The 21,736-nt window shown below is 62.2% G+C and carries 22 protein-coding genes; 13 read left to right on the top strand and 9 right to left on the bottom strand.

Translation table 11 applies throughout. The annotated features are described in order from the left end of the window. Positions 1-133 precede the first annotated feature (133 nt). A complete protein-coding gene (locus IVA95_RS27060) occupies positions 134-325 on the top strand; it encodes a hypothetical protein (protein ID WP_247513280.1) in 192 nt (63 codons plus the stop codon). A 52-nt stretch (positions 326-377) separates the two neighbouring features. Continuing rightward, positions 378-1,085 carry a hypothetical protein gene (locus IVA95_RS27055; RefSeq protein WP_247513279.1) on the top strand — a complete coding sequence of 236 codons (708 nt, stop codon included), beginning with the start codon at positions 378-380 and terminating at the stop codon, positions 1,083-1,085. Between the two features lie 104 nt (positions 1,086-1,189). On the opposite strand, the gene IVA95_RS27050 is transcribed toward IVA95_RS27055, so the two are convergent. From IVA95_RS27050 to IVA95_RS27040, 3 genes are read right to left on the bottom strand one after another with little or no spacing between them, the layout of a single operon-like run. Next, positions 1,190-2,170 (bottom strand): PDR/VanB family oxidoreductase, encoded by a 981-nt coding sequence (locus IVA95_RS27050; protein ID WP_247513278.1) that lies wholly within the window; start codon positions 2,168-2,170, stop codon positions 1,190-1,192. Between the two features lie 9 nt (positions 2,171-2,179). Then, positions 2,180-2,932: a GntR family transcriptional regulator gene (locus IVA95_RS27045; RefSeq protein WP_247513277.1), complete on the bottom strand. Its 753-nt coding sequence runs from the start codon at positions 2,930-2,932 to the stop codon at positions 2,180-2,182. 4 nt (positions 2,933-2,936) lie between these two features. Then, the gene (locus IVA95_RS27040; protein ID WP_247513276.1) at positions 2,937-3,986 is read right to left on the bottom strand and encodes an aromatic ring-hydroxylating dioxygenase subunit alpha; all 1,050 of its coding nucleotides are present in this window, start codon (positions 3,984-3,986) and stop codon (positions 2,937-2,939) included. 184 nt (positions 3,987-4,170) lie between these two features. Between IVA95_RS27040 and IVA95_RS27035 the strand changes: the two genes are divergently transcribed. From IVA95_RS27035 to IVA95_RS27025, 3 genes are all read left to right on the top strand, one after another. Next, a complete protein-coding gene (locus IVA95_RS27035; RefSeq protein WP_247513275.1) occupies positions 4,171-4,728 on the top strand; it encodes a MarR family winged helix-turn-helix transcriptional regulator in 558 nt (185 codons plus the stop codon). Next, positions 4,703-5,743, top strand: coding sequence for a tripartite tricarboxylate transporter substrate binding protein (locus IVA95_RS27030; protein WP_247513274.1), 1,041 nt, complete (start codon positions 4,703-4,705; stop codon positions 5,741-5,743). Before IVA95_RS27035 ends, IVA95_RS27030 begins: the two co-directional genes overlap by 26 nt. 351 nt (positions 5,744-6,094) lie before the next feature. Next, positions 6,095-6,778, top strand: coding sequence for a methyltransferase (locus IVA95_RS27025; protein WP_247513273.1), 684 nt, complete (start codon positions 6,095-6,097; stop codon positions 6,776-6,778). 53 nt (positions 6,779-6,831) lie between these two features. On the opposite strand, the gene IVA95_RS27020 is transcribed toward IVA95_RS27025, so the two are convergent. The 3 genes from IVA95_RS27020 to IVA95_RS27010 form a co-directional block, all read right to left on the bottom strand. Next, positions 6,832-8,334 carry an NAD(P)/FAD-dependent oxidoreductase gene (locus IVA95_RS27020; RefSeq protein ID WP_247513272.1) on the bottom strand — a complete coding sequence of 501 codons (1,503 nt, stop codon included), beginning with the start codon at positions 8,332-8,334 and terminating at the stop codon, positions 6,832-6,834. Between the two features lie 82 nt (positions 8,335-8,416). Then, a complete protein-coding gene (locus IVA95_RS27015; RefSeq protein ID WP_213253813.1) occupies positions 8,417-9,259 on the bottom strand; it encodes a MoxR family ATPase in 843 nt (280 codons plus the stop codon). Positions 9,260-9,357: 98 nt separating this feature from the next. After that, the gene (locus IVA95_RS27010; RefSeq protein ID WP_247513271.1) at positions 9,358-9,600 is read right to left on the bottom strand and encodes a GlsB/YeaQ/YmgE family stress response membrane protein; all 243 of its coding nucleotides are present in this window, start codon (positions 9,598-9,600) and stop codon (positions 9,358-9,360) included. A 141-nt stretch (positions 9,601-9,741) separates the two neighbouring features. Between IVA95_RS27010 and IVA95_RS27005 the strand changes: the two genes are divergently transcribed. From IVA95_RS27005 to sseA, 3 genes are all read left to right on the top strand, one after another. After that, a complete protein-coding gene (locus tag IVA95_RS27005; RefSeq protein WP_247513270.1) occupies positions 9,742-10,917 on the top strand; it encodes a VWA domain-containing protein in 1,176 nt (391 codons plus the stop codon). Positions 10,918-11,117: 200 nt separating this feature from the next. Next, positions 11,118-11,528, top strand: coding sequence for a rhodanese-like domain-containing protein (locus IVA95_RS27000; RefSeq protein WP_247513269.1), 411 nt, complete (start codon positions 11,118-11,120; stop codon positions 11,526-11,528). 136 nt (positions 11,529-11,664) lie between these two features. Continuing rightward, positions 11,665-12,516 (top strand): 3-mercaptopyruvate sulfurtransferase, encoded by an 852-nt coding sequence (sseA, locus tag IVA95_RS26995; RefSeq protein WP_247513268.1) that lies wholly within the window; start codon positions 11,665-11,667, stop codon positions 12,514-12,516. Positions 12,517-12,531: 15 nt separating this feature from the next. On the opposite strand, the gene IVA95_RS26990 is transcribed toward sseA, so the two are convergent. Beyond that, positions 12,532-13,332 carry a hypothetical protein gene (locus tag IVA95_RS26990; protein ID WP_247513267.1) on the bottom strand — a complete coding sequence of 267 codons (801 nt, stop codon included), beginning with the start codon at positions 13,330-13,332 and terminating at the stop codon, positions 12,532-12,534. Between the two features lie 343 nt (positions 13,333-13,675). On the opposite strand from IVA95_RS26990, the gene IVA95_RS26985 reads away from it, so the two are divergent. Together IVA95_RS26985 and IVA95_RS26980 are read left to right on the top strand one after the other, a co-directional pair. Then, positions 13,676-15,013 (top strand): L,D-transpeptidase, encoded by a 1,338-nt coding sequence (locus tag IVA95_RS26985; protein ID WP_247513656.1) that lies wholly within the window; start codon positions 13,676-13,678, stop codon positions 15,011-15,013. 207 nt (positions 15,014-15,220) lie between these two features. Continuing rightward, complete coding sequence (locus IVA95_RS26980; protein ID WP_247513266.1) at positions 15,221-16,183, top strand: NAD-dependent epimerase/dehydratase family protein; 963 nt, start codon at positions 15,221-15,223, stop codon at positions 16,181-16,183. Positions 16,184-16,398: 215 nt separating this feature from the next. On the opposite strand, the gene IVA95_RS26975 is transcribed toward IVA95_RS26980, so the two are convergent. Next, on the bottom strand, positions 16,399-17,358 hold the full coding sequence (locus IVA95_RS26975; RefSeq protein WP_247513265.1) for a D-2-hydroxyacid dehydrogenase family protein: 960 nt from the start codon (positions 17,356-17,358) through the stop codon (positions 16,399-16,401). A 126-nt stretch (positions 17,359-17,484) separates the two neighbouring features. Then, positions 17,485-17,679 (bottom strand): hypothetical protein, encoded by a 195-nt coding sequence (locus tag IVA95_RS26970; protein ID WP_247513264.1) that lies wholly within the window; start codon positions 17,677-17,679, stop codon positions 17,485-17,487. A gap of 230 nt (positions 17,680-17,909) precedes the next feature. Between IVA95_RS26970 and ettA the strand changes: the two genes are divergently transcribed. From ettA to IVA95_RS26955, 3 genes are all read left to right on the top strand, one after another. Beyond that, positions 17,910-19,559, top strand: coding sequence for an energy-dependent translational throttle protein EttA (gene ettA / locus IVA95_RS26965; RefSeq protein ID WP_247513263.1), 1,650 nt, complete (start codon positions 17,910-17,912; stop codon positions 19,557-19,559). A gap of 129 nt (positions 19,560-19,688) precedes the next feature. Further along, on the top strand, positions 19,689-20,279 hold the full coding sequence (locus tag IVA95_RS26960) for a TIGR00645 family protein (RefSeq protein ID WP_247513262.1): 591 nt from the start codon (positions 19,689-19,691) through the stop codon (positions 20,277-20,279). Between the two features lie 73 nt (positions 20,280-20,352). Then, on the top strand, positions 20,353-21,546 hold the full coding sequence (locus tag IVA95_RS26955) for a lytic murein transglycosylase (protein ID WP_247513655.1): 1,194 nt from the start codon (positions 20,353-20,355) through the stop codon (positions 21,544-21,546). Positions 21,547-21,736: the final 190 nt, after the last annotated feature.

The following is a 21,736-nucleotide window of genomic DNA, read 5'->3' as shown; positions in this document are numbered from 1 at the left end:
TGTAGACCTATCCCTCGAACGTGTCTGATCTGCCGCACTGTGGACGTATTCCGACACGCATGCTCACGGCATATCTGAGGGGAACGCGCAGCAGTTTGCTGCCTTGTTCCTTCTAACCTAGAGGAAAAGTACCGTGATGAAAATTGTGATTATTGCGGGTGCAACGCTTGCCGTGGTGACTGCCGCTGGCGCTGCCGACATTCCGCGCCGACAGCCCGTTTATCAGCAGGCCCAAATCGGCAAGATGCCGATTGGCAAGACCCCAATCGGGAAGACCCCAATCGGCAAGACGCCTGTCGCGACGCGGCCCTATACGCGGTATTGACTTAAGGTCTCGCTGAATCTGACCTTTATCGTCGATAGTTGAAGGGCGAAGCGTGTCAAATAGGCCGAAGAGGTTAGGACTATGCTTGCTTGCGGGATTCACACTCGCTGTCTTGCTCCAGTGCAAAATTCAATCAGCTTCTGCACACGAGATTGACACTCGCGCCCGCTCGGAACGTTTCATTTCCCAGAAACGGGAGGTCCACAAGCGCACCGCCGCCGCGAACGCGCTTGTTTCCAGTGAGGCGCCCATTGAATCCAAACCGGCGCCACAGTCGACTCGAAAGCCGGGATCGGGAGCAGCAAAGGGCCCGTACTACGTTGATTTCAGAGCCAGGACGGCGGCGAGTTGGGGACACGCTTTCGTCTGGTTCGGGAAGACAAGCGAGCGAGCAGTTGAGGTCGCGGGCCTTACCCCTGCGGGAGACAACGTAGCTTATGTACTTGGTCATTTGATGTGGGTGCCGTCCGAGACCACGGCAAGCTATGGCGATCTTGATCCGCAGTACTTGACCGCCAGTTACCGAGTTTACTTGAACGAGCCGGACGCAAAAAGGGTTTTCGCATACATCAAGAAATTACAGGCGAGTTCACCGGTCTGGAACGCCGAAACAACCAATTGCACTGCGTTTATCGGTAGCATCGCGGATTTCATGGGATTGAAAGTTCCTCACCGCTGGCAGCGCCCTGAGGACTACGTCAACAATCTCAAGGCGATGAATAGCGGGCGCCAGATAATACACCTGTCGTCAAAACAATAGCTCGCGTTCGTCCTTGACCCAGGGGCATAGCGGACCTCATCCGCACCTGACTGCGGCGCGGGTTTGTGAGTACGCCCTAGCGAGACCGGCGCCCGATCCAGGCGCTAGACAGCCTCAGCCCGGTACAGCGTGTCGATCGTCACGACACCGATCGCACGCGAGACGCAGGGGCAGATCTTGTGGTTGTCGTGCTTCTGCTGGTCGCTGAAGAACACATCGCGATGATCGATTTCGCCCTCGACGGCGACGACATCGACGGCGCAGACGCCGCATTCGCCGCGCTGGCAATCTGATATCACCTCGAAACCGGCGCCGTTCAGCGCGTCGAGCATCGAGCTATTCTGCGGCACGACCAGTTCGGTGTCGGTATCTTTCAGCCGCACGCGGAATTCTGCCGTCGGCATCAAGCCGCTGGAGCCGAAGGTCTCGTAGCGCAAATCGGCGGGCGCTCTACCTTCCTCGTTCCAGGCGCGCCGTGCCGCCTCCAGCATCCGCATCGGTCCGCAGATGACGGCGATGGCGTCGTCCGGCAGCGCGCGAAAAGTGGCGTCCAGGTCGAGCCGGTCGCCTTGGTCCGAGGCGTACACGTTCAGCCGGTCGCCGAGCAGTGCCGAGAGTCCGTCGAGGAAGGCGGCATCGCCGCGCGATTTCACGGCATAGTGCAGGACAGCGTCGATGTTCCGGCGACGTAAGGCGGCTGCAATGCCAGTTATCGGCGTGATGCCGATGCCGCCGGCGATCAGGCAATAGTGTCGCCGGCTCCAGTCGATGTCGAGCAGCGATGTCGGGTTGCAGGTTTCGAGCCGCGCGCCCGTCCGCAAACTCCACATGCCGCGCGAGCCGCCGCGGCTGTCCGGCGCCAGCCGCACCGCGATGCGATAAGTGCCGGTATCGCCGTTCTCCACCAGTGAATAGGAGCGCCGCGCCGGCTGGCCGTCGATCAGCAGGGAGACGCCGATATGGCTGCCGGCCGGGTAGGGCGGTACATGGCCGCTTTCAGGACGAAGCCGGAATTCTCGGATCGTTGGTGTCACGTCGCGGATCGATTCGACGGTGCACCAGCTCCATTGCTCGGCAAAACGCATGGGCTATCTCTATTCGACTGGCGATTTCAAAAGGGCGAGCGCGGGCAGCAAATCGAGATGCGTGCGATTTCGGATCGCGAGCCGCAGGTTGCGCGCGGCGAGACGGGAATGCTCGCGCATCACGGCTTCGGCCCGAGCGCCCTCGCGGTTCTCGATCGCATCGACCACGACGCGGTGATGATCCTGCCCGATCAGCAGGATCTGGTGCGCTTCCGGGAGCGCCGATTGCGCCATCACGAACGCGCTGGGCGAAGCAAAGGGTAGCGCCGAGACGCGGTCGATCTCCCGGATCAATGGGGCGCTGGCGGATAGTTCGTTGAGCAGCGCGTGAAACCGCGCGTTCATGGTCACATAGGCGGAAAAGGCTTCGACCGAAATCGGGTCCTGCCGAACCAGTTGGTCGAGATCGGCAAGGCACTCCTTGAGCGGCTCCAGGCTTCGCGCGCTGACGCCGCGCTCGGCGGCAAAGCGGGCGGCAAGGCCTTCCAGCGTACCGCGCAGTTCGATGGAATCGAGAATGTCGCGTTCGGTGAACGCTTTCACCATAAAGCCCCCGGAGGGGATCGCTTGCAGCAGGCCTTCATCCTCCAGCCGCACCAGCGCCAGCCGCACCGGCGTCCGCGACACGCCTGTGATGTCGACTGCCTGCAGCTCGGAGATGCGCTCGCCGGGGCGCAGCCGCCCGGACAGGATCATGTCGCGCAGCGCAAGCTGCGCCCGCACGGTCTGCGACACGGAGCGTTCGGCGTCGCGTTCGCTCATGCTCTCACTCCGCAGCTTGCATGGTCTGCGGTGCGCTCTCGCGCGCCACCATCCGGTCGATCACGCGCCGCGCCCACATCGCGCCGGCATCGATGTTGAGGTTGTAGAAGGTGCGGTCCGGATTTTCGTCCATCGCGCGCTGCTGCGCTTCGAGGATCAGTTCGTCTTCGCGAAAAATATTGGAGACGCCTTCGCGGATTTCGGTGGTCAGTTTCTGCTCGGTGGTCCGGTAATTGCGGACGAAGGCCCAGAAATAGTGACAGGTGGTCTCGGTCTCCGGCGTCGTGGTGTTGAGCACAAAGCCGTTGACGCCCTGCGAGCGGTCGCCTTCCGGCGCGCCGGTGCCGGCAGGCGCAACGCCGACGTCGATATTGATGGTAGCAGGCGCCTGGAAATGGATGATTTGCCAGCGGTCGACCGGGCCCGGCTTCTGCAGTTGCGCGGCCCAGAACGGCGGCGCGTCGATGCCCTTCATCCAGCGCGTCACCGTCACGGTTTTGTCGCCGTGCGTGACGTCGAACGGGGCTTCGGCGACGTGATCATTGCCGATGCTGGAGCCATGCACGAAGGTTTCGTGGGTCAGGTCCATCAGATTATCGACCACGAGGCGGTAGTCGCATTTGACGTGAATGGTCTTGCCGTCGCCCGCCCAGGCGGGATCGTCGTTCCAATGCATGTCAGGCACCAGCGCAGGGTCAGCCAGCGCCGGATCGCCCATCCACAGCCAGATGAAGCGGTGCCGTTCGACAACCGGATAGGAGCGCACGCAGGCCGACGGGTTGATGGTGTCCTGCGAGGGCATGTAGGTGCAGCGGCCCTGCGCATTGAACTTCAGGCCGTGATAGCCGCAGACGACGGTATCGCCGTCGAGCCGTCCCTTCGAAAGCGGCAGCAGGCGGTGCCAGCAGGCGTCCTCCAGCGCGCAGACCCGTCCGTTGGACTGTCGGTACATCACGACATGCTTGCCGCAGATCGTGCGCGGAACCAGCGCGTGCTTGATATCGACGTCCCAGGCGGCGGCATACCAGGCATTGAGCGGGAAGGACGCGGGCATGGGCACTCCTGATGTTCTGTGCGCACAATGTATACAAAAATAGAAGATTCCGGGCAAGTTCTGGTGATTTAGAGCATCATGATACCTGCATAGTATGCATCCTGCTAAGTCGCCATGACAATTAACGGGATTGTCTTCACTCCCGAAATAAAGTAAGAATTCTTATTATAAGAATACTTAGCGCATGGACATGTCAGAGCGTCGACCACACAGATCGTTAGTCCTGCCTTCGCACCGGGTGCCGGCTCATCTGGCCCGGCGCTTTCATCAAATCTGCCTCGGTGTCACGGCTGAGATTCTCGCGCCCGAAGATCTGACCCCACTGCTCTGGGGTGTAATGGCGGCGGTCCAGGAGGCCCCGGGAAGCGGCCAGAAGCAGGCTGCAAATCGCATGGGAGTTGACGCGGTGAACTTCGGCCAAATGATCGACGTTCTCGAAGGGAAGGGTCTCGTCGAGCGAAAGATCGATCCCGAAGATCGGCGGGCTCGAAAGCTCTATGTCACCGCGCGAGGCACTGACTTGCGCCGCCGCTTGCGTCCCACGTTGCTGTCGGCCCAGGAGCGCCTGCTGGCGCCCTTATCGAAAGCCGAGCGTGCCGCGCTTCTGGATATGCTCGTCCGCGTGATCGAAGCAAATGATTCCTACGCTCGTCCCGGCAACGGGCGACGGAAGCCGAAGCGCAAATCGAATCCTGAAACCAAAATAGGAGGTCGCCGTGAAAGCGGTTTGGAAGGCGCTTAGTCGATCGATACCGTCAAGTTCAGAAACAGCCAGCCGTTTCAATACGCGAACACGGCGCTGCATCTCAGCCATCTCGGTTTGCGTCGTGGCCCTCGCCTGGTCGCTTCCTGCGAGGGCGGATTGGCCTGAACGCCAGGTCAAATTGATTGTAACTTTTCCGGCCGGAAGCGCCAACGATGCGGCGGCTCGAATATTCGCCGACGCTCTCGGCAAAAAATGGGGCAAGCCTGTCGTGGTCGAGGCGAAACCCGGCGCTGAAGGCACCATTGGCGTTGGATCGTTTGTCGCGAGCCGTGACGATCATACGCTGCTGTATACCGTTGCAGGGTCGATCACTGTGGCTCCATTGCTCGTCGACAAGCTCCCGTACGACGTCAATCAGGACCTGGTGCCGATCGCAGCCACCACTTCGATCGTTCTGACCCTTGCCGTGAGCAACCAACTTCCAGTCCAGAGCATTCCGGAGCTGATCGCGGTACTGCGATCCAACCCGGAGAAATATGCATGGACGTCCGGGCCGACGTTACCCCGATATGTATTTGCGGCATTTCTAAAACAAAACGATCTGAAGATGAATTTCGTCAGCTACCGCGACGCTTCGCAGCCCCAGGCTGATCTTGGCGAAGGCAGGATACAAGCTCTGTTGACGTCTTTGACGGCATCCTCCTCACCGGTGCAAGCCGGAAAAGCGCGCTTCCTCGCGGTCGTAAATCCCAGTCGCGCCGCCGCGCTGCCTGAAATCAAGACTGTTCGCGAGCTAGGTCACCCCGAACTTGAAATTGATGGGCTGGCCGGAATTTTTGGTGGCAAGGACATGTCTGCAAAGCTGCGAAGCCGTATTGCGGCGGACGTTGCCGCAATCTGTCGGGATGATGCCGACGTTCGCCGGAAACTGGAAGCAAGCGGCCACAATGTGCTAAGTGGCACGCCTGAGCAACTGATGGGCGCGATAGAAAAACAACGCGCCTGGGTTAGCGAAATCACCAAGCTGATCGACATCCGCAACCCGCAATAACGAGCGATCGGTAACACAATGTCATCGCAAGTATCGGCCCTCAAACTTTTCGACTTGATACAGTCGCACCGTGTGACGGCCGTGATCTATGTCGCGGCCAGACTTGGGCTCGCCGAATTGTTGCGGCAGGGACCAAAGTCGCTTGGCGAACTCGCAAAGGCAACTGGCGCGGATGAACGGGCGCTTGGACGTCTGCTCACCGCGCTTTCCACCATCGGCATATGCTCGCGGACCGGCGACGATGTCTATGCGTTGACGGAAGTAGGTACCTGTCTCGATGGCTCTGCCGAGCACTCCTTCAAGAGCTGGGCCATTCTTGAAGCTGAAATGCTTTCAAAGTCCTGGAGCGGAATGCTCGAAACCATCATGACCGGCAAGACCGCGGCGGAATTGCAGGGCGTTGCCGATAGTTTCGAACTGATGGGCCGAACACCTGATAACGTCGACACATTCAATGCGGCGATGACCGAGCTTACCCGTCTCGTCACGCCGAATGTCCTTCAGTCCTACGACTTCAGCGGGATACTCCGTTTGATGGACGTCGGCGGCGGATCCGGTGAATTGCTCGGCGCCATCGCGCAGCAGAACCGGAAACTGCGCGGAACTGTTTTCGACCTGCCGAGATGTGCGGAGGCCGCGAGCAAACATCTCAAACAAATCGGTGTCGATGACCGCGTGGAATTTGTGGCCGGCGATTTCTTCAAGACTGTGCCGGCGATCGCTGATGCGATCATCCTCAAGAGCATCATTCACGACTGGGATGATGCGCGCAGTGTCACGATCCTGCAAAACTGTCGCAAGGCGCTCTCGGACGGAGGCAAGCTGCTTCTGGTGGAACGACTGATGCCGGAGAGGCCATCCATGTCGGACGAGGACCGGGAGCAGGCATTGAGCGATCTGAACATGCTTCGCGGGCCGGGAGGGCTCGAGCGCACCGAGCGACAGTACCGCGAATTGCTCCACCAAAGCGGATTCGATTTGGCCGCGGTTTATCCAGCCGGCCGCTTCAACGTGATGGAGGCTCGTCCCCGCTGATACCTGTCGAGTGACGGAATGTCACCCGTCACTCAGAACATCAGCCGGCCGCCTCAGCCGTAAACGAACGCCTTGTCCTTCAGATCAATCGCCGGAAATTCGTCCTTTTCCGCCCAGTAGTCCTGGTTGTGCTGCCATTCCGGCTTGTCGCCGCGTTTGGGCAGCAGGTGCATGCCGCGCATCATGTAGCCGGGATTGAAATTTTCCGGATCGATCCACGGCAACAGCGGCATGTTGTGGTCTTCGGGACGAAGCTGCGGCGTCACCTTTTTCGCGCCGGTCTCCTTCATGTGTTTGAGCAGCCGGCAGACGAAGTCGGCAACGAGATCGACGCGCAGCGTCCAGCTGGCGCGGAAATAGCCGAACACCCAGACCAGGTTCGGTACGCCGGTGAACATCATGCCGCGATAAGTCACGGTATCGGCGAAGTCGAGCGGCTTGCCGTCGATGGCAAATTCGATATCGCCGGTGGCGCAGAGGTTGAAGCCCGTCGCGGTCACGATGATGTCGGCTTCCAGCTCCTTGCCGGATTTCAGCAGGATTCCCTTCTCTGTGAAGCGGTCGATCTCGTCGGTAACGACGGAAGCTTTGCCCGACTTGATGCCCTGGAACAGGTCTCCATCAGGAATGAAGGCGATGCGCTGCCGCCACGGCCGGTAGTTTGGCGTGAAGTGGGTCGCGATGTCGTAATCCTTGCCGAGATAGGCTTCGACCGCCGACAACAAATCCTTCTTGGCCGCTTCCGGCTCATTGAACGTCTTGCGGGTAAAGGCGTCCTGGTCGAACAGGATCTTGCGCCGGGTGATTTCGTGGATCCACTTTTCGTCGACCTGCAGTTTCCGCAGCTCCTCGGCGATCTCGATCGCGTTGCGGCCGGTGCGAAAATACGTGGGCGAGCGCTGCAGCATAGTGACATGCGCGCAATCGGGAGCCAGCGCCGGGATCAGCGTCGCTGCGGTAGCACCGGAGCCGATCACGACGACGCGCTTGTTCTTGTAGTCGAGGTCTTCAGGCCATTTCTGCGGATGGACGATCGGGCCTTTGAACTTGGCCATATCCTTCCACTCCGGCGTATACCCCTCGGTGTGGCGGTAATAGCCCTGGCACATCCAGAAGAAATTGGTGGTGAAGCGGAGCCTCTCGCCGGTGTCGGTGCGCGTGGCCTCGATGGTCCAGAGGTTTTCCGCGCTCGACCATGTGGCCGAGGTGATGGTGTGCCGGTAGCGAATGTGACGGGCGAGATCGTTCTCCTCGATCACTTCGCCCATGTATTTGAGGATTTCCTTGGCGCTCGCGATCGGCGCAGTGGTCCACGGCTTGAAGCGATAGCCGAAGGTATGCAGGTCGCTGTCGGAGCGGATGCCGGGATAGCGGTGGGTGGTCCAGGTGCCGCCGAATGTCTTCTGCGCTTCCAGCGCCACGAACGTCGTTCCCGGGCACTGCGTGGTGAGGTGATAGGCCGCACCAACGCCGGAGATGCCGGCGCCGGCAATCAGAACGTCGAAATGTTCGGTGGTGCGGGGCGACATTGCGTCGATCTGGGTTTGAACGTTCATCTTCCCTGTCTTTTCGTTTGTTGTGTTTATTGCAAAGCAAAACGCCAGAACCTTGGGTTCTGGCGCGGTAGTTGTCAGCAAATTACACTTCGCGTCGGCTGAGGAACGCCAGCCGCTCGAACAGGTGCACGTCCTGCTCGTTCTTAAGCAGCGCGCCGTGCAGCGGCGGGATCAGCTTGCGCGGGTCGCGCTCCCTGAGCATTTCCGGGGTGATGTCCTCGTTCAAGAGAAGCTTGAGCCAGTCGAGCAACTCCGAGGTCGAGGGCTTCTTTTTCAGGCCCGGCACCTCGCGCACCTCGAAGAAGATGCGCAACGCTTCCTCCACCAGGCGCTTCTTGATGCCGGGGAAATGCACGTCAACGATCCGGGCCATGGTGTCGGCGTCGGGAAACTTGATGTAGTGGAAGAAGCAGCGGCGCAGGAACGCGTCCGGCAGCTCCTTCTCGTTGTTCGAGGTGATCATCACGATCGGGCGCAGGCTCGCCTTGATGTTCTCGCCGGTCTCGTAGACGAAGAACTCCATGCGATCGAGTTCGAGCAGGAGGTCGTTCGGAAATTCGATGTCGGCCTTATCGATCTCGTCGATCAACAGCACCGGGCGCTTTTCGTGGGTAAAAGCTTCCCACAATTTGCCGCGCTTGATGTAGTTGGAGATGTCGGAAACTCTGCTGTCGCCGAGTTGGCTGTCGCGCAGCCGCGACACCGCGTCGTATTCGTAAAGACCCTGCTGCGCTTTGGTGGTCGACTTGATGTGCCAGGTCAGAAGCGGCGCGCCGAGCGCCTTGGCGACTTCTTCCGCCAGCACGGTCTTGCCGGTGCCGGGCTCGCCCTTGATCAGCAGCGGGCGCTCGAGCACGATCGAGGCGTTGACGGCGACCTTGAGGTCGTCGGTGGCGACATAGTCCTTGGTGCCGGTAAATTTCATCTATCCGTTTACCTTGTTGTTCGTTCGTCGGCCGCGATGGCCTGAACAATAAACGACCGCCGGTAAGGCGGTCGCGATTGGAGTTGATGTGCTTATCCTCAGCGTTTGATCAGCGACAGGATCACCAGAATGATCACGGCGCCAATGGTGGCGTTGACGACATCGCGGACCCAGCCTGCGCCGAGGCTGACGCCGAGTTGCGGCAACAGCCAGCTCGCCAGCAGCGCGCCGATGATGCCGATCACGATATTGCCGATCAGCCCGAAGCCTGCGCCGCGCACGATCAACCCGGCAAGCCAGCCCGCAATACCGCCAATGACCAGCGCCGCTACGATTCCCATTGAATTTCCCCTGCCGGAATAAGCCTTTTATGGTTCAATTGTAATTGAAAAAGCCTCCCGGTCTAGGCCTGACAGCTATGCGCCGACCTTTGACATGCTCTGGGCCTTGACGTGTGCCGCCCGGCGGGCAATCTGTATCCCATGTTCCTGCAATTCTTCACATCGTTGCGCGACGCGCAGGTCCCGGTGACGCTGCGCGAATACCTGACGCTGATGGAGGCGCTCGACGCCGACCTCGCCGATCAGACGGTGGAGAATTTCTACTATCTCTCCCGCGCCGCTTTGGTGAAGGACGAGCGCAATCTCGACAAGTTCGACCGCGTCTTCGGCACGGTGTTCAAGGGGCTGGAAAGCCTTTTGGACGCCATGGAGAAGGCGGACATTCCCGCCGAATGGCTGAAGAAGCTCGCGGAGAAATACCTCACCGAGGAAGAGAAGAAGCAGATCGAGGCGATGGGCTGGGACAAGCTCATGGAGACGCTTCGCCAGCGCCTGAAGGAACAGCAGGGCCGCCACCAGGGCGGCAACAAGTGGATCGGCACCGCCGGTACTTCGCCGTTCGGCGCCTACGGCTACAATCCGGAAGGTGTGCGGATCGGGCAGGAGAAGAACCGCAACAACCGCGCCGTGAAGGTATGGGACAAGCGCGAGTTCAAAGACCTCGACGGCAATGTCGAACTCGGCATCCGCAACATCAAGATCGCGCTGCGACGTTTGCGGAAGTTCGCTCGCACCGGCGCGCCCGACGAACTCGATCTCGACACCACGATCCGGGAGACCGCCAACCACGGCTATCTCGACGTGCATATGCGGCCCGAGCGTCGCAACGCGGTGAAGGTTTTGGTGTTCTTTGACATCGGCGGCTCGATGGATTCGCACATCGAGCAGGTCGAGGAGCTGTTCTCGGCCGCGAAGTCCGAGTTCAAGCACATGGAATATTTTTATTTCCACAACTGCCTGTACGAGGGCGTGTGGAAGCAGAACAAGCGCCGCTTTACCGACCGGACGCCGACCTGGGACGTGCTGCATAAATATCCGCACGACTACAAGGTGGTGTTTGTCGGCGATGCCTCGATGTCGCCGTACGAGATCATGGTGCCGGGCGGTTCGGTCGAACACGTCAACGAGGAGGCCGGTGCGGTCTGGCTGGAGCGCATCACGCGCACCTACCCGCACACGGTGTGGCTCAATCCGGTGGCGCAGAAACACTGGGACTATTCGGAATCCACCACCATCATCCGCCGGCTGTTGTCTGATCGCATGTACCCGATCACGATCGAAGGTCTCGAAAGCGCGATGAAGGAATTGGTGCGGTAACGAGATTTGCGTGCCCCGGACGCAGCGCGGCACCTGAAGCGCGTTTACGCGCGTCTTCGACGCGCTATGGTGATGCGCTGCTGAGCCGGGGCCCATCGATTGGCCGCGATGTGGGTTCCGGCTCTGCGGTGCATCGTGAAGAACGCTGCATCGCGTCCGGGACACACGAGGGGAGGCGGCTCAAACAAAGAGGTAACAAAATGCCCCAGACCATTCACCGCGGCATCCAATCCCTGATCGACGAAGCCAATGGCGAGATCGAGACTGTCAGCGCCGCTGACGCCATCAAGGCCGCGAAGGATCCGAACGTCGTGATCGTCGATATCCGCGACCCCCGCGAGATCGAACGCGAGGGCAAGATCCCCGGCGCGTTCTCCTGCACCCGCGGCATGTTGGAGTTCTGGATCGATCCGCAAAGCCCCTATGCCAAGCCGATCTTCCAGGAAGACAAGAAGTTCATCTTCCATTGCGCCGGCGGCATGCGCTCGGCGCTCGCGGCCAAGACCGCGCAGGACATGGGCCTGAAGCCGGTCGCGCATATGGGCGGCGGCTTCGCCGCCTGGCGCGACGCCGGCGGCCCGGTTGAGAAATGGGAGCCGAAGAAGAAGTAATGGGCGCGAGCTTTAGCCCCTCGCCATGCCCGGCCTTGTGCCGGGCATCCACGTCTTTGCCAACCGCGAAGGAAGACGTGGATGGCCGGGACAAGCCCGGCCATGACGATCGAGAGAACCTGCGAGAGAAGAATCCATGACCACCACCGACCCGCTCGTCTCCACCGACTGGCTCGCCGCGCACCTGAACGATCCCGACGTCAAAATCGTCGACGCTTCGTTCAAGTTGCCGGGCGTGCTGCCGTTGCCGAAGGACGACTATCTCGCCGCGCATATTCCGGGCGCGGTGTTCTTCGATGTCGACGCGGTGTCCGACCATTCCAGTCCGCTGCCGCACATGTTTCCCTCCGCCGAGCAATTCGGCCGCGACGTCGGCGCGCTCGGGATCGGCAATGACGACACGGTCGTGGTCTATGATTCCGGCGGCTGGGTCGCCGCACCGCGGGTGTGGTGGATGTTTCTGTCGTTCGGCAAACACGTGCGCGTGCTCGATGGCGGCCTGAAGAAGTGGGTCGCGGAAGGCCGCAAGGTCGAGAGCGGGCAGGTGACGCCGAAGCCTTCGACGTTCAAGGCGACGTTCGATGCGCGGCGCACGCGCAGCATGCAGCAATTGATCGGCAACCTCGCGACCCGCGCCGAGCAGGTGATCGATGCGCGGGCCAATGAACGCTATCAGGGCAGGGTCGCCGAGCCGCGGCCGGGCCTTCGCTCCGGGCACATCCCGGGTAGCCTCAGCCTGCCCTACAACAATCTCTTCGACCCCGCGACCGGCACGATGAAGCCGCTGGATGAATTGCGGGCAGCGTTCACCGGCGCCGGCGTGAAGCTTGACGCACCGATCGTCACGAGCTGCGGATCTGGCGTCAGCGCCGCCGTGCTGACGCTGGCGCTTTATCGTCTCGGCGTCGAGAACCCGGCGCTCTATGACGGCTCGTGGACGGAGTGGGGCGCCGCCGACGGCCCGCCGGTCGCAACCGGCCCGGCCTGATCTCAAGGCTAGAGGCTACCTCGTCGCGCGCGTCACCGGGAACGGTAAGAACGGATTGGGTTGTTGCTGCTGCAAGGTCAGCGTCGCCTCTCGCGCGAGGCGCGCCCGCCTTGCTGCAGCAATCCGCTGCCGTTCCCGGGCCCGCTCTGCGGCCCGCCTCTTGACGGCGCTGCGGTCCGGCTTCGCTTCCGTCGTCTTCGCCGATGTCTGTCCGTCGACGATGACGGCGGGACCGCCGAGCGTTGCGATCCGGGTCGCCGCGGCATTGCCTTCGAATAATAGGACATCCGTCGCCGGCTCCGGTGGAGGCGGGGTGGCAGCTGCAGGCTCCGCCGTTTCCGGGATGGCGGCGAGCTTCACCTCGGTATTGGTAGCGGGCGGCATTTCGGTTTTGGCCGCGGCCCGAGCGACCGGCGTCTCCGGAATGGCCTCCTGGGCAGGGGCTTCCGGCCTTGCCGCTTCGACCTGTACCGGCTCGGCCGGCCTCACGGCTGCCAGCTCGGCCTCTGCCGGACTGGCGTCCGGAGCCTGTCCGACCGGTGCCGGGATATCCGGGGCCGCTTCCGGAGCGGCGGCTGTCGCGACATTCTCCGCCGGCTTCTCCTCGACCGGCGGATCGACGCGCAGCAGCGCTAGCGTTGGCGGCGTCTCGTCCGTCCGGCGGGCGAACATCGGCTCGGGCGCCGCCCGTCGCAGGGGAAGATTGGCAAATTCCTCATGCGCTGCCCGCAACAGGGCGGCAGCGCCAAGGCCAAAAACCAGGATCGACGTCGACAGCACGATCGCGGTGAACAAGAAACGAAAGCCGGGAAGCATGGACTCGGGTTCCACCCTCCTTGATCTCTGAAGGGTTATTGCTTGCAAAGGGAACGCGGTGACCACTGTGCGGCCGGATGCGGCGGTGGGGGGCGCGCGCGAATCAGGCCGATTTGAGAGTATCTCAATGCCCAGCGGCTTTTTGTTACAAAATCTGCGGTTCGACGTCGCGCGCCACCCGCCGACGGCGATTTCCGTCGTCCTGAGGCATCTTTGCCGCAGCTTGGCTGCGATCACAAATGACTGGCTGGGGCTGAATTTCGCGGATTTGTCTTGAATGCGCCGCGATCTTCCGTCATCTGCCGTTAACCGTCCGGTGGGGCTTGGGGTCTATACAAAGGCGATGATGAACAACCGCATTTTGACGATTTGTGCCGCCATTGCCGCTGGCATGGCGGGAACTTCGCTCGCCCATGCGCAGAGCTACCCGCACGCCCCCGGCCAAGTCTATTCGACAGCTCCGGGACCGTACGTGCCCGGTGGCTACGCGGTTGACGAACGCCGCCCCGGCGAACCTGATTTCGACGCACTGGAAGACGACGACGAGGCGCCGAACGCGCCGAGTTCGGCCGCGTTGCCGCCGCCCGGCCCGGTGCTGTCGCCCTCTGATCCCCGCTATGGCCGCCCGGCCGCTGCTCCGGTCTATTCGGACCGCGGCGCCCCGATGCCGACGGGCCCGATCCTTTCTCCCGACGACCCGCGCTATGGCCGCCCGGCCACCGCCGCGACGCCCACCGGCCCGATCCTTTCTCCCGATGATCCGCGTTACGGCCGCCCGGCCGGTCCGCCGCCGGTGATCTATGCGGACCGTCCGCCCGCATCGCAGCAACAGGTCTATTCAGATCGCGGCGATAGTCGCATTCCCGGCGCCGGTATCGTCTATCCGAACGACGACCGTTCTGGCCTGCGCCCGCCGGGAGCGATCGGTGCTGCACCGGCGCCCGCGCCCGGTGCTACCGGCGCGCTGCCGCAGCCGCAGCAACCTGCCGTCGGCGCCGACGGCAGGCCAGTGCAGCTCGCTGCGCTGCCGCCGGAAGAGCAGCCGGAAGTGGGCCCCGCGCAGCTTCCGCCGCACCTGCGCCGCCAGGAAGTGGCCTTTGCGACCAAGGAGCCCGCGGGCACCATCGTCGTCGATACGGCTAACACCCACCTCTATTACGTCCTCGGTGGCGGTCGCGCGATCCGCTATGGCGTCCGCGTCGGCCGCGACGGCTTCACCTGGAACGGCGTGCAGAAGATCAGCCGCAAGGCCGAGTGGCCGGACTGGCATCCGCCGACCGAGATGATCGAGCGCCAGCCCTATCTGCCGCGCTTCATGGCCGGCGGCCCCGGCAATCCGCTCGGCGCGCGTGCCATGTACCTCGGCTCGACCATCTATCGCATTCACGGCACCAACCAGCCCTCGACGATCGGCAAATTCGTTTCGTCAGGCTGCATCGGCATGCTGAACGAGGACGTCTCGGACCTGTTCGAGCGCGCCAAGGTCGGCACCCGCGTGGTCGTGTTGCCGGGCAGCCCGCCGCCCGCCAACATCGCAAACGCGTCGGCCACACCGCAGCCCGCCGCCGCACGCCCGGCCGCCGCCGCAGCCCCCGGACCGGCGCAGGCCCAACTGGCGCCTGTTTCCGGTGCACAGCCGACCGTGGTGCCGCCGCTGCCCGCGCCGGTCACGATTCGCTAACCGCCCGTTTTCGGACAAGCATCTAAGGCGCGCCGACAGCGCGCCTTTTTGTGGGGTTAGAGCATTTTCCAGCGAAGCATGCCCTCGGACTTGATCCGTGGGTGGATACCGGTTCGCGGGTTTCCGCCGCTGCCACATTCGCACGCTTGATTTCACATTCGCGCCGACTACCTGCCGGGCGGTCGCAACGAACGCGAGGATCACGCCATGCGAATTCTTGTTGCGGGTGCCACTGGCGCCATCGGCCTTAAGCTCGTTCCGCAGCTCGTTGAGGCCGGTCATTCCGTTGTTGGTACGACGCGAACGGCCGCGAAGGCCGAAATCATCAAGCGGATGGGCGCGGAACCTGCGATCGCCGATGGGCTCGACGCGCCGGCCATGCGCGCCGCAGTGATCGCGGCGAAGCCCGATATCGTCATCGATCAGATGACCGATCTCGCCGCGGTGACCGATCTCAGGCATTTCGATCGCGCCTTCGCCACCACCAATCGATTGCGCACGCAGGGCACCGATTTCCTGTTGGCGGCCGCACGCGAGGCCAGCGTGAAGCGCTTCATCGCACAGAGCTTCTGCGGCTGGACCTACGGCCGCGGCGAAGCGATCAAGACGGAGGCCGATCCGCTCGATTCCGATCCGCCGGAGGAGCTGCGCCGCACGCTGCAAGCGATCCAGCATCTGGAGAGCGCCGTCATCGGCTCGGCAAACCCTGAAGGGATTGTCCTGCGCTATGGATCATTCTACGGCCCGGATACCGGGCTGCTGTCGCGCGCGATGATTGATCAGTTGCGTCGCCGCCGCGTGCCGCTGATCGGCGGCGGTGGCGGACGGTGGTCGTTCATCCACGTCGAGGATGCGGCTGCCGCGACCGTTGCTGCCGTCGAACGCGGCAAGCCCGGCAACATCTACAACATCGTTGACGACGAACCGGCGCCGGTCAGCGAATGGCTGCCTGCTCTTGCCGCGTTGCTCGGTGCCAGGCCGCCAATTCGCGTGCCGGCCTGGCTTGGCCGGCTGTTCGCCGGCGAGCACCTGGTTTCCATGATGACCGAGGTGCAGGCAAGCTCCAACGCCAAGGCCAGGCGGGAGCTGGGCTGGCAGCCGGCGCATCCGTCGTGGCGTCAGGGATTTGCCCAAGTTGCCAGCGCTGCAACCGCGCAGCACGCCGCCTGAGTCTGGCCCTAGCGTTTTTGGTTAGATCGATTTGGCCGCAGACGCACTTCACCTCTCCCGCTTGCGGGGGAGGTCGGCGCGAAGCGCCGGGTGGGGGCTCTCTCCACTCGGGCAGTGTCGCCCGCGGAGACACCCCCACCCCAGCCCTCCCCCGCACGCGGGAGAGGGAGCGCACCTTTCTTCGTGGTCGCAATCAAATCCAATTTCATCATGCTCTAGGCCAGCCGCTGCTTCGGCTCGCCCTTGAACCAGGCGTCGATGCCCTCGACCATCTGTTGATAGTGGTTTCGAAAACTGTCTTCGGTGACGTAGCCGAGATGCGGCGTCAGCACCATGTTGTCGAGCTTGCGGAAGGGATGGTCGACCGGCAACGGCTCGACCGAGAACACGTCGACACCGGCACCCGCGATCTTCTTCTGCGTCAGCGCTTCCAACAGCGCACCTTCGTCGACGATCGGCCCGCGCGCGGTGTTGACGAGGTAGGCGGTTGGTTTCATCCGCGCGAGATCATCACGCCCGACCAGCCCGCGCGTGCGCTGGCTCAGCACCACATGGATGGTGACGATGTCGGCGGTCGAGAACAGCTCTTCCTTGCTGACATAGGTGACGCCGACCTCGTTGCACCTTTCCGGCGTCAGGTTCTGGCTCCAGGCGATCGCGTTCATGCCGAAGGCCTGCGCCAGTTTCGATACTTTCGTGCCGAGCTTGCCGAGGCCGATCACCCCGAGCGTGCGGCCCTCGATCTCCATGCCGACATGTGCCTGCAACGGCTCGCCGGCATGCATGCGGGCGTTCTCGCGGCCGATATTGCGGGTCAGCTCCAGGATCAGGCCCATGGTCAGCGGCGCCGTAGGGTCGCGGCCCCATTGCGTGCCGCACAGCACCACCTTGTGGTCCTTGGCGGCCTCTATATCGATGGCGGCATTGCGCAGGCCCGAGGTGATCAGGAGTTTCAGGTTGGGCAGGGCTGCAAACATGGTGCGCGGGAATGGGGTGCGCTCGCGCATCGCACAGATGATCTCGAAATCCCTGAGCGCGCTGGCCGCGGCTTCCGCGTTTGCAAACGGCTGGTTGAACACCGTGATGTCGACGCGGTCAGTGACTTTGGACCAGTCGGCGACCTTGAGTGCCACATTGAGGTAATCGTCGAGGATTGCACAGCGCAGCCGCGTCATGAGGAAGTCCGTTGATGGCGAGGATGACGGCTAAGGTAGCCGTCGGGGAGGTCGCCATGGTTGCGCGCAATCGGAAAGCGCGCAACCGGACTTAAATGCGGGGCTGCCTCAAATAACCGGAAGAGCTCAGTTCGAATGGCCGAGATGCTTGGCGCGCCAGGCCGGTCCCGGGCCGCGCATATAGTGCAGTTCCGGGCGGTAGGGGTTGAACGCCTTGGCCACAAACTGGCGCCAGAAGGCGCAGAGTTCTGCCAACGGTTTTGCCAATCCGGCGTGTGCATGAGCCGGGGCGGAAAGGGATGCCGAACCGATCGTAGCCATGACGCGGGCCCTTGTTTTCAAGACGCCTTTTTCGGCGCTGAAAACGAGTTTTCGCCTGATTTATTAAAAGATAGTTTCAATTGTCGGGATCTCGGCCGACATGGTGACCATCTCGTATTCATCCGTGGTGAACGGATGGAAAACGCCCTGCCGCGGTTGCCCTTTGGGGGCCGCGCCGCTACATCAGCGGCAGCAAATTTCCGTAAAATCCAACGATTCCAAGGATCGCGATGGCTCGCCAATTCATCTATTTCATGCAGGGTCTGACTAAGAGCTACCCGACCCGAAAGGTGCTCGATAACATCCATCTGAGCTTCTACCCGGACGCCAAGATCGGCGTGCTCGGCGTCAACGGTTCCGGTAAGTCGACCCTGCTCAAGATTATGGCCGGCCTCGACAAGGAATACACCGGCGAGGCCTGGGTCGCCGAGGGCGCCCGTGTCGGCTACCTCGAGCAGGAGCCGCACCTGGACCCTGCGCTTACCGTCCGCGAAAACGTCATGCAGGGCGTCGCCAAGCAGAAGGCGATCCTCGATCGCTACAACGAGCTGGCGATGAACTATTCGGACGAGACCGCCGATGAGATGACCAAATTGCAGGACCAGATCGAGGCCGCCGGCCTCTGGGATCTCGACAGCAAGGTTGACCAGGCGATGGACGCGCTGCGCTGCCCGCCCGACGATTCGGACGTGACAACACTCTCTGGCGGCGAGCGCCGCCGCGTCGCGCTGTGCAAATTGCTGCTGGACCAGCCGGACCTGCTGCTGCTGGACGAGCCAACCAACCACCTCGATGCCGAGTCGGTGTCGTGGCTGGAAGGCCACCTGCGCAATTATCCCGGCGCGATCCTGATCGTGACCCACGACCGCTACTTCCTCGACAACGTCACGGGCTGGATCCTCGAGCTCGACCGCGGCCGCGGCATTCCCTACGAGGGCAATTATTCGTCCTGGCTGGTGCAGAAGCAGAAGCGCCTTGAGCAAGAGGGCCGCGAGGAGGCCGCACACCAGAAGACGCTGGCCCGCGAGCAGGAATGGATCGCATCCTCACCGAAGGCGCGTCAGGCCAAGTCGAAGGCGCGCTATCAGCGCTATGAGGAATTGCTCAAGCAGGCGAGCGAAAAGCAGACGCAGACCGCGCAGATCACCATTCCCGTGGCCGAGCGCCTCGGCCAGAACGTGGTCGATTTCGAAGGCCTCACCAAGGCGTTCGGCGACCGCGTGCTGATCGAGGATCTCACCTTCAAGCTGCCGCCGGGCGGCATTGTCGGCGTGATCGGCCCCAACGGCGCCGGCAAGACCACGCTGTTCCGCATGATCACCGGGCAGGAAAAGCCGGACAAGGGCACCATCACCGTCGGCGAGAGCGTTCATCTCGGCTACGTAGACCAGTCGCGCGACGATCTCGACGGCAAGAAGACCGTGTGGGAAGAGATTTCCGGCGGTAACGAACTGATCCTGCTCGGCAAGCGCGAGGTCAATTCGCGCGGCTATTGCTCGTCGTTCAATTTCAAGGGCGCCGACCAGCAGAAGAAGGTCGGTGCGCTGTCGGGCGGCGAGCGCAACCGCGTACATCTGGCCAAGATGCTCAAATCAGGCGCCAACGTGTTGTTGCTCGACGAACCGACCAACGACCTCGACGTCGACACGCTGCGTGCGCTGGAAGAGGCGCTGGAGGATTTCGCCGGCTGCGCCGTCATCATCAGCCACGATCGCTGGTTCCTCGATCGCATCGCGACCCATATCCTGTCCTTCGAAGGCGACAGCCATGTCGAATGGTTCGAAGGCAACTTCCAGGACTATGAAAAGGACAAGATGCGCCGGCTCGGCCAGGACAGCATCATTCCGCATCGCGTGAAGTACAAGAAGCTGACGAGGTGAGCGAATAGCGGCGTTTGCGTGATTGTGCCGCAGCAGTTGCTGCGGCCAGTTGTCGCTTCACACGGCAGTGACAGTGCGTAGATATAGGACGCCTTCCGCAATTCGAATCCCTGCAGCGAGCCCTCCCGAATGTCCCTTACTCCCGAGACCCCCTTGCCGCCCAAAGCTCAGAGGAAAGCACTGCGTCCGGTCCCGCTGCTGATCTTCAGCTCCCGCTGGCTGCAACTGCCGCTCTATCTTGGCCTGATCGTCGCGCAGGGCGTCTATGTCGTGCTGTTTCTGAAGGAGTTGTGGCACCTGTTCGCCCACGCCTTCGATTTCAGCGAGCAGCAGATCATGCTGGCGGTCCTCGGCCTGATCGATGTGGTGATGATTTCCAACCTGCTGGTGATGGTCATCGTCGGCGGCTACGAGACGTTCGTCTCCCGTCTTAATCTGGAAGGGCATCCCGATCAGCCGGAATGGCTCAGCCACGTCAATGCCAGCGTGCTCAAGATCAAGCTCGCGATGGCTATCATCGGCATCTCGTCGATCCATTTGTTGCGCACCTTCATCGAGGCTGGAGCATTGGCCTCGGGCAAGAGCGGCTATACCGAAACCGGCGTGATGTGGCAGACCATCATCCACACGGTTTTCATTCTGTCGGCGATCGGCATTGCCTATGTCGACAGATTGTCGAATGTTTCCACCGAACATGCCAAACACGCTGTCTCGCATTGATGACCGACGTGTCGATCGACAGGATTCCGGCTTGCGACAGAGATTGATAGCCGCGGTTCTGATACTCGCAGCGATGACGCCGGGCGCGGTGCGCCCGGCCCGTGCCGCCGACGCCGCCTTCACCCAGTTCATCGCCTCGCTGTGGCCGGAGGCGCAGGCAGCCGGCGTATCGCGCGCGACGTTCGACGCTGAAACGCAAGAACTGGAGCCTGACTACAAATTGCCCGACCTGCTGCTGCCCGGGCGGCCCCCCACCGGCGCGCCGGCGCAGGCCGAGTTCGTGCAGGTGCCGGCGGATTATCTGAAGGAAGCTTCCATCGCGCGGCTGGCGGCCGAAGGGCAAAAGTTGATGCAGAAGCATCGCGCCGCGCTGACCGAAATCGAAAAGCGCTTCGGTGTACCGGCTAGCGTCGTGCTCGCGATCTGGGGCCGCGAGACCGATTTCGGCCGCTACCGGTTGCCTTACGATACGCTCCGCGTGGTCGCGACGCAGGCCTATGTCGGTCGGCGCAAGGATCAGTATCGCGCCGAGTTCATTCAGGCGCTCAAACTTCTCGGCGAGGGCGCCGTGGCGCGCAAGGATTTTCGTTCATCCTGGGCCGGCGCCACGGGCTACACGCAATTTCTGCCCTCCGAATATTACAAGCACGGTGTCGATCTCGACGGCGATGGCCGCGTCGACATCTGGAATTCCGTGCCGGATGCGCTGGCTTCCGCCGCGCAGCAACTCGTCAACAAGGGCTGGCAGGCGGGCGTGCGCTGGGCCTATGAGGTCAAGGCGCCCGCCAATGTCGACTGCACCATGGGCGTGCCCGAGGTGACGAAGCCGATCGCCGAGTGGCTGCGCGCCGGCTTTGTGCCGGTGCGCGGGCAGAAGTTAAACGCAACCGAGCAGGCGCAGCCGGCTTCGCTGCTACAACCCGAAGGCATGTACGGCCCGGCGTTCCTAACCACGAAGAACTATTTCGTCATCAAGGAATACAATTTCTCCGACCTGTATGTGCTGTTCGTCGGCCATCTCGCCGACCGCATGACGAGCCCGCTGCCGTTCGCAACGCCGTGGTCGGCCTCGACACAGTTGCGCTCCGCCGATGTCGAGGCCATGCAGCGTCATTTGACGCGCATCGGTCTTTATAAGGACAAGCTCGACGGCAAGGCCGGCATGCAGACCCGTGCGGCATTGGGCGCGTATCAGAAGTCGGCGGGCCTGAAGGTGGATTGCTGGCCGAGCGAGGCGGTGCTGCGCTCGATGAGTGGGGGGCGTTGAGGAGCTCGTAGTTTCGTAGCCCGGATGGAGCGAAGCGCAATCCGGGGTAGGTCCATCCGCGGATGAAATTGTCCCGGATTGCGCTGCGCTCCATCCGGGCTTCTGTAACGGGCCTTAGTTAGTCAATCCCTTTTTGCGCTGTCCACCTGCCGGGCACTTGCTTCTGTACGGGATCGGCACTGAGGCCGTC

Source organism: Bradyrhizobium sp. 157 (assembly GCF_023073815.1).
Classification (GTDB): domain Bacteria; phylum Pseudomonadota; class Alphaproteobacteria; order Rhizobiales; family Xanthobacteraceae; genus Bradyrhizobium.
Note: the sequence above shows the minus strand (reverse complement) of the source record. Positions and strands in the feature narration are given on the sequence as shown.

Bases quoted from the DNA above. Each gene is read 5' to 3' on its own strand.
- IVA95_RS27050 (WP_247513278.1), bottom strand. From the start codon at position 2,170: ATGCGTTTTGCCGAGCAATGGAGCTGGTGCACCGTCGAATCGATCCGC.
- IVA95_RS27045 (WP_247513277.1), bottom strand. From the start codon at position 2,932: ATGAGCGAACGCGACGCCGAACGCTCCGTGTCGCAGACCGTGCGGGCG.
- IVA95_RS27040 (WP_247513276.1), bottom strand. From the start codon at position 3,986: ATGCCCGCGTCCTTCCCGCTCAATGCCTGGTATGCCGCCGCCTGGGAC.
- IVA95_RS27035 (WP_247513275.1), top strand. From the start codon at position 4,171: ATGGACATGTCAGAGCGTCGACCACACAGATCGTTAGTCCTGCCTTCG.
- IVA95_RS27025 (WP_247513273.1), top strand. From the start codon at position 6,095: ATGCTCGAAACCATCATGACCGGCAAGACCGCGGCGGAATTGCAGGGC.
- IVA95_RS27020 (WP_247513272.1), bottom strand. From the start codon at position 8,334: ATGAACGTTCAAACCCAGATCGACGCAATGTCGCCCCGCACCACCGAA.
- IVA95_RS27015 (WP_213253813.1), bottom strand. From the start codon at position 9,259: ATGAAATTTACCGGCACCAAGGACTATGTCGCCACCGACGACCTCAAG.
- IVA95_RS27010 (WP_247513271.1), bottom strand. From the start codon at position 9,600: ATGGGAATCGTAGCGGCGCTGGTCATTGGCGGTATTGCGGGCTGGCTT.
- IVA95_RS27005 (WP_247513270.1), top strand. From the start codon at position 9,742: ATGTTCCTGCAATTCTTCACATCGTTGCGCGACGCGCAGGTCCCGGTG.
- IVA95_RS27000 (WP_247513269.1), top strand. From the start codon at position 11,118: ATGCCCCAGACCATTCACCGCGGCATCCAATCCCTGATCGACGAAGCC.
- sseA (WP_247513268.1), top strand. From the start codon at position 11,665: ATGACCACCACCGACCCGCTCGTCTCCACCGACTGGCTCGCCGCGCAC.
- IVA95_RS26990 (WP_247513267.1), bottom strand. From the start codon at position 13,332: ATGCTTCCCGGCTTTCGTTTCTTGTTCACCGCGATCGTGCTGTCGACG.
- IVA95_RS26985 (WP_247513656.1), top strand. From the start codon at position 13,676: ATGATGAACAACCGCATTTTGACGATTTGTGCCGCCATTGCCGCTGGC.
- IVA95_RS26980 (WP_247513266.1), top strand. From the start codon at position 15,221: ATGCGAATTCTTGTTGCGGGTGCCACTGGCGCCATCGGCCTTAAGCTC.
- IVA95_RS26975 (WP_247513265.1), bottom strand. From the start codon at position 17,358: ATGACGCGGCTGCGCTGTGCAATCCTCGACGATTACCTCAATGTGGCA.
- IVA95_RS26970 (WP_247513264.1), bottom strand. From the start codon at position 17,679: ATGGCTACGATCGGTTCGGCATCCCTTTCCGCCCCGGCTCATGCACAC.
- ettA (WP_247513263.1), top strand. From the start codon at position 17,910: ATGGCTCGCCAATTCATCTATTTCATGCAGGGTCTGACTAAGAGCTAC.
- IVA95_RS26960 (WP_247513262.1), top strand. From the start codon at position 19,689: ATGTCCCTTACTCCCGAGACCCCCTTGCCGCCCAAAGCTCAGAGGAAA.
- IVA95_RS26955 (WP_247513655.1), top strand. From the start codon at position 20,353: ATGACGCCGGGCGCGGTGCGCCCGGCCCGTGCCGCCGACGCCGCCTTC.